This is a genomic window from Phenylobacterium sp., from assembly GCF_019636135.1.
Taxonomy (GTDB): domain Bacteria; phylum Pseudomonadota; class Alphaproteobacteria; order Caulobacterales; family Caulobacteraceae; genus Phenylobacterium.
Window position 1 is genome coordinate 239,361 of record NZ_JAHBYD010000003.1, and the last position, 10,252, is coordinate 249,612.

The 10,252-nt window shown below is 71.5% G+C and carries 7 protein-coding genes; 6 read left to right on the forward strand and 1 reads right to left on the reverse strand.

Annotated features, from left to right (window positions below; all coding sequences use genetic code 11):
* The first annotated feature begins 40 nt into the window (after positions 1-40).
* The 4 genes from KF737_RS03735 to KF737_RS03750 all read left to right on the forward strand — a co-directional run bounded on the left by KF737_RS03735 (position 41) and on the right by KF737_RS03750 (position 7,187).
* Positions 41-1,657, forward strand: coding sequence for an FAD-dependent oxidoreductase (locus KF737_RS03735; RefSeq protein ID WP_296450510.1), 1,617 nt, complete (start codon positions 41-43; stop codon positions 1,655-1,657).
* Positions 1,658-1,842: 185 nt separating this feature from the next.
* Complete coding sequence (locus KF737_RS03740; protein WP_296450518.1) at positions 1,843-5,307, forward strand: PAS domain S-box protein; 3,465 nt, start codon at positions 1,843-1,845, stop codon at positions 5,305-5,307.
* Complete coding sequence (locus KF737_RS03745) at positions 5,294-5,701, forward strand: response regulator transcription factor (protein WP_296450511.1); 408 nt, start codon at positions 5,294-5,296, stop codon at positions 5,699-5,701. Before KF737_RS03740 ends, KF737_RS03745 begins: the two co-directional genes overlap by 14 nt.
* 157 nt (positions 5,702-5,858) lie before the next feature.
* The gene (locus tag KF737_RS03750) at positions 5,859-7,187 is read left to right on the forward strand and encodes an HWE histidine kinase domain-containing protein (protein ID WP_296450513.1); all 1,329 of its coding nucleotides are present in this window, start codon (positions 5,859-5,861) and stop codon (positions 7,185-7,187) included.
* Between the two features lie 147 nt (positions 7,188-7,334).
* On the opposite strand, the gene KF737_RS03755 is transcribed toward KF737_RS03750, so the two are convergent.
* A complete protein-coding gene (locus KF737_RS03755) occupies positions 7,335-8,462 on the reverse strand; it encodes a hypothetical protein (RefSeq protein ID WP_296450514.1) in 1,128 nt (375 codons plus the stop codon).
* A gap of 289 nt (positions 8,463-8,751) precedes the next feature.
* Here KF737_RS03755 and KF737_RS03760 point away from each other — a divergent pair, with 289 nt between their 5' ends.
* Together KF737_RS03760 and KF737_RS03765 are read left to right on the forward strand one after the other, a co-directional pair.
* Positions 8,752-9,666: an SPOR domain-containing protein gene (locus tag KF737_RS03760; protein WP_296450515.1), complete on the forward strand. Its 915-nt coding sequence runs from the start codon at positions 8,752-8,754 to the stop codon at positions 9,664-9,666.
* 151 nt (positions 9,667-9,817) lie between these two features.
* On the forward strand, positions 9,818-10,162 hold the full coding sequence (locus KF737_RS03765; protein ID WP_296450516.1) for a hypothetical protein: 345 nt from the start codon (positions 9,818-9,820) through the stop codon (positions 10,160-10,162).
* The last annotated feature ends 90 nt before the right edge of the window (positions 10,163-10,252 follow it).

Consider the following 10,252-nt stretch of genomic DNA (forward strand, 5'->3'; position numbering starts at 1 on the left):
CTTGGCCTTGCGCCGTATCGCCCCTAGCTAGGGGCCCGGCATGCATCTCGATCTTCACACCGCCGAGTCGGACGTCACCCTGACGACGGAGGTCTGCGTCGTCGGCTGCGGCGTGGCCGGGATCACGACGGCGCGCAGGCTCCTGGAGCTGGGCCGCTCGGTGGTGCTGCTGGAGAGCGGCGGGCTGGACTACGAGCCGGCGACCGCGGCGCTGAACGCGGGCGACAACATCGGCGAGGACTACTACGCCCTGGAGGACGCGCGGCTGCGGTTCTTCGGCGGCACCACGGCGATCTGGGGCGGGCGGCTGGCCGAACTGGACCCCATCGACCTGGAGGCGCGGCCGTGGGTGCCGCACTCGGGCTGGCCGATGGCCTGGGCGGAGCTCTCGGCCTGGTATGCGCCGGCGCGGGCGCGGTTCGGGATGCCCGGGACGGCGGCCGAGGCGGCGGACCTGATCGCCGCGGGCGTGCGGCCGCCGGCGTTCGATCCGGCGGCGTTGTCGCTGGGCGTCTGGACGTTCGACCGCAAGTTCAACCGCTTCGTCTTCGCCGAGTGCCACGACCTGATCGGCCATCCGCGCTGCCGGATCGTGACCCACGCCACCGTGACCGAGATCGGGCTGGACCCGGACGGCCGGCGCGTCTCGCGCCTTTCGGTGCGGGCGCTGAACGGCCGCGCGCTGGACGTGCAGGCGCGGACGGTGGTGCTGGCCGCGGGCGGGCTGGAGAACCCGCGCCTGCTGCTGGCGTCGCGCTCGGTGATGGCCGACGGCGTGGGCAACGGCCGCGACCAGGTGGGCCGCTACTTCATGGAGCATCCGCACGCCCGCGGCGGACGCGTGACCGGGCCGGCGGCCTTCCTGCTGCTGGATGCGTTCGGGCGCGGGCGCCGGCTGGGCGAGCTGGAGCTGGCGGGCCTGATCAAGCCGTCGGCGCAACTCCAGGCCGAGCGCGGGATCCTGAACACCTCGCTGACCATCGCGGCGCGCCAGCCGGCGCAGGCGGCGCAGAACTGGGGCATGGCCGCCTATTCGAGCGTCAAGCACACCCTCGCCCCGACGAAGCAGGGCCGGGCGCTGTGGATGGCGACCAAGAGCGCGGCGAAGTGGGCGCAGCGGCGGACCGACCCCGCGCGGCCGTGGCTGCTGCACAAGCTGGGCCTGCGGGACATCGCGCTGCTGATCCGCGCCGAGCAGGCGCCGAACCCGGAGAGCCGGGTGCTGCTGACCGACCGCACCGATCCGCTGGGCGTGCCGCGGCTGGCGCTGGACTGGCGGATGACCGACCTCGACGTGACGAGCGCCGCGGTGCTGGTGGAGACGCTGGGCGCCGAGCTGCGGCGGCTGGGCCTGGGCCGGGTGGAGCCCGCCGAGTGGCTGACCGAGGCCGGGGGCGGCTGGCGGACCGACCCGCTGATCAGCGCCCACCCGATCGGCGGCTACCACCACATGGGCACGACGCGGATGTCGGCCGATCCGCGCTCGGGCGTGGTCGATGCGACCGGGCGCATCCACGGCCTGGAGAACCTCTACGTGGTGGGCAGCTCCGTCTTCCCGACGTCGAGCTGGGCCAACCCGACGCTGACGATCGCGGCCCTGGCGCTGCGGACGGCGGAGTACGCCGCCGAGACCGCGCAGGCGGCGAGAGCGGCGTAGCGCCTGATCGCCGCAAGGTCGGGGTCCCGCGGGAAGCGCAGGAACGTGCGTCAACCCGCCGCGGGACGGGGTGGTTCGCCGACGCGGGCGGTCGGGGGCCGTTCATCCCGTTGAAAGGGCTTCCCTTTAGCGTCTCCCGGCAATCGCGGCGGAAGCCCGCGGCTCTGGGAGTCGATCTGGTGAGTATGGGTCCGGGCGGGACGGACGACGCGTTCGCCTTCATCGCCGAGCACACGAGCGACGTGATCGTGCGCGCCGACGCGGACGGGCGGGTCCGCTTCGTCTCGCGGGCGGTGGAGCGCTATGGCCATAGGCCCGCCGACCTCGTCGGCACGTCGATCCTGCGGCTGGCGCATCCGGCCGACGCCGAGGCCCTGAGGCAGGGCACGCAGGCCCTGCTGCGGGGCGAACTGAACACCGGCGCGCGCCGCCAGCACCGCTTCCGCGCGGCGGACGGCACATGGGTGTGGATGGAGGGCAACCCCCACATCGTGCGCGGGCCGGACGGCGAAGTCGTCGAGATCGTCAACATCTTCCGCGACATAACCCGGCGGCGCGAGCTGGAGGACGCCGCCCGGGCGCAGGCCGAGCTGTTCGAGGCCGCGTTCCGCAGCGCCGGCGGCGGCATCGCGATCATTTCGCCGGACGGCTTCGTCCGCCGCGCCAATCCGGCGTGGCGTCGCATCACCGGCCTGGGCGAGGCCCAGGTCGCCGGCCTGCGCATGGCCGGCCTCGTCCATCCGGACGACATGGACCGGGTGCGCGACCAGGCGCTGGCCCTGCTGCGCGGCGACATCGAGAGCTACGAGTCCGACGAGCGCTACGTGCGGCCGGACGGGTCGTTCGTCTGGGTGCGGGTCACGGCCTCATGCGTCCGCGACGCCGATGGCCGCCCCCGGCACATCGTCAGCCAGGTGCAGGACCTGACCGACCGGCGCGCGGCCGACGAGGCGGTGCGCGAGGGCGAGGCGCGCCTGCGCGAGCAGGCCGAGCTGTTCGAGAGCGCGTTCGACAATGCGCCGATCGGCATGGCGCTGGTGGGAATGGACGGCGCGTTCCTGCGCATCAACGACGCCTTCTGCCGGATCACGGACTATCCGCGCGCCCGCATGCTGGCGCTGGACTTCCAGACCATCACCCATCCCGAAGACCTGAACGCCGACCTGGAGCAGTTGAAGCAACTGACCGCAGGGGTGATCGACGGCTACCGGATGGACAAGCGCTATGTCCGCGCCGACGGCGAGATCGTCTGGGCGCACCTGTCGGTCTCGATGGTGCGCAGCGCCGACGGGGCGCCCAAGCATTTCGTGGCCCAGGTGCAGGACCTGACCGAGCGGCGGGCCGCGGAATTCGCCCTGCGCAAGAGCGAGGCCCGCTACCGGCTGATCGCCGACAAGATGACGGACGTGGTCGTCCAGATGGATGCGGAGGGGCGGCTCACCTACATCTCGCCTTCGGTCCGCGCCTACGGCTACGAACCCGACGACCTGCTGGGCCTGACGACGGACCAGATCGTCCATCCCGACGACTTTCAGCGGATCATGGCCAACCGTGCGCCGGGCTCGGATTACCGCGGCGACCAGCAGGCGCGCTATCGCGCGGCCGACGGCGGCTGGGTCTGGATGGAGGGCAACCCGCAGGAGATCCGCGACGAGGGCGGCGCCGTCACCGGCGCGATCAACGTGCTGCGCAACGTCACCGAGCGCCGCGCGCAGGCCGACCTGTTCGAGACCGCGTTCCAGCAGGCGGCGATCGGCAAATGCCTGGTCGAGCTGGACAATTCGATCTTCAAGGTGAACCGCACCCTGTGCAACATGCTGGGCTTCTCCGAGGCCGAACTGCTGGGGTTCAACGGCGACGACCTGATCCACCCGGAGGAACTGGGCCAGGGCAACGACGAGATCGGGCGGCTGACGTCGGGCGAGATCGACAGCTACACGCGCGAGCGGCGCTTCCGGAAGGCCGACGGCGGCTACCTGTGGTGCGGCATGACCATCGCGATGGTTCGCAACCCCGACGGCTCGCCCAAGCACTATGTGTGCGAACTGCGCGACCTGACCGAGCAGCGGGCCGCGGAGATGGCCCTGCGCGACAGCGAGGCGCGCTATCGGATGATCACCGAGAACACCTCGGACATGATCATCATGTCGGACCTGCAGGGGAAGGCGATCTATGTCAGCCCCAACGTCCGCGCGAGCGGCACGCGGCCCGAGGAGATCGAGGGCAGCTCGTTCGTCGACAACATGCACCCGGACGACGCCGGCCTGGTCGAGCGGGCGTTCATGAAGCTGGTGAAGGACGGCGGGTCCACCCGGGTGCGCTGGCGGGCGAAGAACCGCGGCGCCGGCGGCTATACCTGGCTGGAGTCGAACCCGACGCTGATGCGCGATCCCGAGACGGGCGCGCCGACCGGCTTCCTCGACGTGATCCGCGACATCGACCTTCAGGTGGCGCAGGAAGCCGAGATCGCCGAGGCGACGGCGGCGGCCGAGGCCGCGGCGGCGGCGAAGAGCCAGTTCCTGGCCAACATGAGCCACGAGATCCGCACGCCGCTGACGGCGGTGCTGGGCTTCACCAGCTTGCTGAACGAGATGGACCTGCCCGGGACGGCCGGGGGCTACGTGGGCCGGATCTCGGGGGCGGGCAACGCCCTGCTGGCCATCGTCAACGACATCCTCGACTTCTCGAAGCTGGAGGCCGGCAAGTTCGAGATCCGGGCCAAGCCCGTCGACGTGGCGCTGGTCTGCGAGGAGACGCTGCAACTCTTCTCGACCCAGGCGCAGGACAAGGGCCTGTCGCTGGCGTTCGAGCCGCGGAGCGGCCTGCCGAAGGCGGCGATGGTCGACGGCGACCGGCTGCGGCAGATGCTGATCAACCTGGTCGGCAACGCCGTGAAGTTCAGTGACCAGGGCGGGGTGACGCTGGGCGTCGCGCCCGCCGCCCAGGCCGATTGGGTTCGCATCGAGGTGGCCGATACGGGGCCGGGCCTCGACGACGAGGCGCAGGCGATACTGTTCCAGCGCTTCACCCAGATCGACGGCTCGATGACGCGCCGCCACGGCGGCACGGGCCTGGGCCTGGCCATCAGCCGCGGCATCGCCGAGGCCATGGGCGGCGAGATCGGCGTGACGAGCACGCCCGGCGAAGGCGCGACCTTCTTCGTCGAGATCCCGGCTCCGGCCGCGGAGCTGCCGGCCGAACTGGCGGGCGAGGAGGCGGTGGTCGTCCCGATCGCCGGCACGCGCGTCTTCGTGGTCGACGACAACCCGGTGAACCGCGAGCTGTCGCGCCGGATCCTCGAAGCGGCCGGCGCCGAGGTCCACGAGGCGGGCGACGGCGGCGAAGCCGTGGAGCGCCTGCGCCTGCTGCCCGTGGACGTGGTGCTCATGGACCTGCGCATGCCCGGCGTCGACGGGCGCGCGGCCCTGAAGATGGTGCGCGAGCAGCCGGGACCGAACCAGGGCGTTCCGGTGCTGGCGTTCACCGCCGACGCCGACCTGGCGGGCGAGAACGACCTCGCCGGATTCGACGGGCTGGTCAGGAAGCCCATCCAGCCGCTGGACATGTATGCGGCGATCGCCGGCGCCGCGCCGTGGGCGGCGCAGGGCGAGCAGGACGGGATCGAGGGGCAGGCCAATGTCGCTGGGTGAGCCGCGGCGCCGGCGCATCCTGGTGGTGGACGACGAGCCCTATGTCGTCGAACTGATCGTGACCCGGCTGGAGCTCGCGGGGTTCGAGACGCGCGCCTCCCGCAACGGCCAGGACGCCCTGAACCGGCTGGGCGACTTCAAGCCCGAGGCCATGGTGCTCGACATCAACATGCCGGTGCTCGACGGCTTCGGCGTGCTGGCGCACATGAAGGCGCAGGGCCTGTCCGACAGGATCCCGACCATGGTGCTGATGGCGCGGAACTCGGGCGACGACGTGGCCAGGGCGATCGGCCTGGGCGCCAAGGACTACCTGGCCAAGCCCTTCAGGGACGAGGCGCTGATCGCCCGCGTCGGCCGCCTGCTGGCCCGCTCGCGGCCGGTGGCGCGCGCCTAGACCATTCGTCGCCGGGGCCGGGCCGGTCTCGGCACGACGAAGGCTCCGGGGCGAGGGGATCACCGTCGGCCGGACGTTCGCGAAGGTCGGGTTCCGTCGTGACGGCAGCGTCAGCTTTGGCTTAGATCGCGGTCCAGACCGTGGGAGCTCCCTGATCTTGCGGAAGACGCCGTCACCGCCGCCCGGCCCGGAGGACCGCCTGAGCGCGGTGCTCGACGGGATCAGCGACGTCTACTACGCGATCGACCGCGACTGGCGCTTCTGGGTGTTCAACCGCGCCGCCGAGGAGTTCTTCGGCTTCAAGCGCGGCGAGATGCTGGGCAAGAGCTTCCACGAGATCTACCCGCAGGGCGCGGGCACGCCGTTCGTGGTGATGCTGGAACAGGCCATGGACAAGGGCGAGCCGGGGCGGCTGACCGCGCCCTCGGCGCTGCGCCAGGGGCGGACGGTGGACATCCGCGTCTCGGCCCTGGGCGAACTGGGCGTGGGCGTCGCCATCGACGACGTGACCGAGCGGGCGGCGGCCGAGCGGGCGGTGCGCGAAAGCGAGCGGCGGCTGGACCTGGCGGTCGGCGCGCACAAGGTCGGCATCTCCGACTGGCACGTGGCGTCGGGGAAGGCGGTGTGGAACGCCGAGATGGAGGACATCTTCGGCATCCCGCGCGGTTCGTTCGAGGGCCACACCGAGCATTTCCGCCGGCGCGTCGTGCCAGAGGACCTGGAGCGCATGGAGAGCGAGACGGCGGCGGCGCTGGCGGCGGGCAAGGACGTCGTCGCCTACGAGTTCCGGCTGGTCCGGCCCGACGGCGAGATCCGCTGGATCGAGGGTGCGGCGCGCTTCGTCTTCGACGCCGACGGGCAGCCGCGGCGGATGGTCGGCGCCAACGTCGACATCACCGAGCGCAGGAAGGCCGAGACGCACCAGCGCCTGCTGATCAACGAGCTGAACCATCGCGTGAAGAACACGCTCGCCATCGTGCAGGGGATCGCCTGGCAGTCGTTCCGGGCGGCCGGCGCGCCGAAGTCGGCGACCGAGGCGTTCGAGGGGCGGCTGCGGGCGCTGGCCTCGGCGCACGACGTGCTGACGCGGCAGAACTGGGAGGCCGGCCCCATCGGCCAGATCATCGCCGAGGCGGTGGCGCCGCACCACGACGGACGCATAGTGGCCGCCGGTCCGGCGGTGGACCTCGATCCCAAGGCCGCGGTGGCGGTGGGGCTGGCGATGCACGAGCTGGCGACGAACGCGGTGAAGTACGGGGCGCTGTCGAGCCCGGCGGGCCGGGTGGACGTGAGCTGGACCGTCGAGGCCGGCAAGCTGCGCCTGACCTGGCGAGAGAGCGGCGGGCCGCCGGTGAAGAAGCCCGCGCAGCGCGGCTTCGGCGCGCGGCTGCTGGAGCAGGGGCTGGCGGAGGAGCTGCGAGGCTCGGTGCGCCTGAGCTTCCCGCCCGAGGGCCTGGTCTGCGAGGTCGAGGCGAGGCTGGGCTGAAAATCCCTCCCCTTCAGGGGAGGGACAGGCGGCGGAGCCGCCAGGGTGGGGAGACCGTAGTCATCCCCGGCCTCTGAGTTCTCGCACCCGACTTCCCCACCCTGACCGCTGCGCGGTCTGTCCCTCCCCTGAAGGGGAGGGATGATCTTAAGCCGCCTTGGGGTGTTCGTGGTCGTCGGCGCCGAGGCTGGCTTCGAAGTCCTGCAGGGTGTCCATGAGCTGGAGCACGTTGGCGGCCAGCGGCTTGCCGCGCTGGAACTGGTAGCGCCAGTAGGTGGCGATGTGGCTGACGAGGCCGCAGCCGTCGCCCAGCGACAGGAACATCTCGGGCGACTTCAGCAGGAAGTCGCGGAACGCCAGCGCGTTGCCCTCGACGGTGAGCTGCTGGAAGACCTCGTCGTAGACGCCCAGGTGGTTCATCACCATCTTCACCTGCCGCTCCATCTTCTGGCGCAGGCGCTGCTTGAGGTCTTCGAGTTCGCGGCGGGTCTCGGAATCGAGCGGGCCGATCACCTTCACGCGGCCGAGTTCCGAGAACACCTCGCGCAGGTTCCCCCAGAGGGTGTTCAGCACCCACTTGTAGTAGAGGAAGCCCTTCCAGGCGAAGATGCCCTCCTTGTAGTTCTCCTTCTCCAGGCGGAGCGTCAGGCGGAGGGGCTCGAGCCGCTCGTCGGTGCGCGCCGAGAGCAGGGCCTCGACGAGGCGGGTGATGTTGCCCTCCTGGCCGTCGGTGTCGCGGTAGGCGAGCTCGATCAGCTTGGCGATCTCGGAACCCACGAAGCGCTGCATGCGCGCCAGGTCGGGAGCGGAGATCTCGAAGTGGCTGGGGCTGATGTCGAAGCCGCGCCGCTTCATGTGCTCGCGCAGCAGGAAGGGGTCGAGCGAGGGCAGCTCGTCGATGGCTTCGAGGACGGCGATGTCGCGCGGCAGGTCGGGGAAGTCGCCGCGCAGCTCCTCGAACACGTCGAGCCAGCCGCGCTCGGTGACGAACAGCGAGCGGCCGCCCAGGCCCAGGTCCGAGCGCTCGAACGGGATGATCAGCTTGGTGGCGGTGTAGCGGATGCGGTCGAACGACTCGCGCTCCTGGTCGCGCAGCCGGTGGCGCACGATCACGGCGCCGTTCAGCGTCTGGGCGGTGAAGAAGGGGTTCTTCTCGTGCTCGGGATTGCCGGCGTTGCGGGCCGACAGCGCGGCGAGATTCAGGACACGGCTGGTCGATGCGGTCTTTTCGAGACCGCGCAGGCTTCGATACGTCCGGTCAGACGCTTTTCCCAAGTCTGTACACTCCCCGGCCCGGCGGCCTTTGGGGGAGGGGCCTGCGAGCGCACGACGTCAGAGTGCAATACAAACTGTTACCGAGAATCAGCCAATTCGAGACCCCTCCGCAGAATGCGCCGGCAACCTTGCCAAGAACCTACCCATTTTGGGTGTTCTGCGATCCCGCGCAGGGGCAAGGCGTGAGTTCGCGGAACGTCGGTATCTTGGAGCTTCCGCAGCGACGCGACGCTTGCGTCGGCGGGCTTTGGCGAACAGTTTCCCGGGGAATCGAGTGCTGCGAGGGTGGATGATGATGCGGGCGAGCGCCGGCCTGGCGGCTGCGATCGGGCTCATGGCGGCGGCGGGGTCGGCGGCGCAGGATCAGCCCAGCTTTCCGAGCTCGCTGGAGCGTGGCGCGCTGCTCGCCTGGCTGCAGCGCGAGACCGACATCCTGCCCGATCGGGTGGTGGCGGTGACGCCGCAGTCGATCACCTCGGTGGTCTCGACCTTTCCGGCCGGCGGCGGCCAGGGGCCGCGGGTGGTGATCCGCGCCGAGGCGCTGTCGGCCGACACCTTCGCGCGCACCGGGTCGCTGTCGTGGCACGTCTCGCTGAACGCCGACTGCGCCGGCCGCCGCCTGCGGTTGGGCGAGACGACCGGCTATCCGCAACGCAACCTGCTGGGCGAACGGCGGATCCTGCGCGACGCCGACACCGAGTGGCGGGTCCCGGAGGCCGGGACGGCGCTGGATTTCGCCTGGCGGGCCGCATGCGACCCCAACTTCGAGGGGCCGTTCCAGACCCGGTCGCTGAAGGTGGCGCAGGCGGAAACCCCCGCCGCGCCCGCGCCGCCCGTCGCCAGGCCCGCCGCGGAGCCGCCCTCCGGTGGGCCGCCCGCCAAGGCGCCCGCGCCGGCGGTCCCGAAGCCGGTGGTCGCCCCCGCGCCCCGGCCCGCGCCGGCGGCGGCGCCCCCGCGCACGGGCGGGATGGTGGCCCAGGTGGGATCGTCCACCTCGGAAGCCGACGCCAAGGGCATCCTGGCCAAGCTCGGATCGCGGACCGAGGGACGCGCGACCTGGGTCGAGAAGGCCGAGGTGGACGGCAAGACCCGGTACCGCGCCGTCGTCGGCGGCTTCGGCGGCGCCGCGGACGCCAACCGGTTCTGCGCCGACCTCAAGGCGGCCGGCCGCGCCTGCCTCGTGCGCGCCGGCAAGGCGGGCTGACACCCTTCCGCTCAACCGGGAGGTGAGTCGGCTGGCCAAGGAGGTCCAGGCGCCCCAGGTCGTGAAATGGCCACAGCGACGCTGTTTTAAGCCGTCCTCAAGCCCTTCAGGCTAGGGAGAAGCGATGCTCGCAGGACTGAGACAGGCGTTGATGAGCCCGGTGACCGGACCGATCGCGACCGCGATCGCGTTTGCGCTGGCCGTCGGCTACGGTGTCTCGGCCTCGAACTGGCAGGCGGCGAAGGCCGGATACGAGCGCCGCATCGCAGACCTGACCCAAGCCTCCGACAGGGCGCAGGGCGACCTGCGCAACGAACTGGCCGCCTGCCACGCCGCCGGCGCGGCGCGGCAGCAGGCGGTCGCGGCCGACGACGTGGCGGCCGCGACGCCCGACGGCGCGCGCCGTCTCCTGGAACAGCGGCCCGAGGGGATCGACGCCTGCGCGCGGATGGAGAGCGCCGACCGGGCGGTGCTGTCGAACCTGAAGAAGAAATGAGCCGGAACCTGCGGATCCTCCTGGCCGTAGCCGGCGCGGCGCTGGCGCTGAGCGCCTGCGGGACGACGCGCGGCAGGCCCAAGGTGCTGG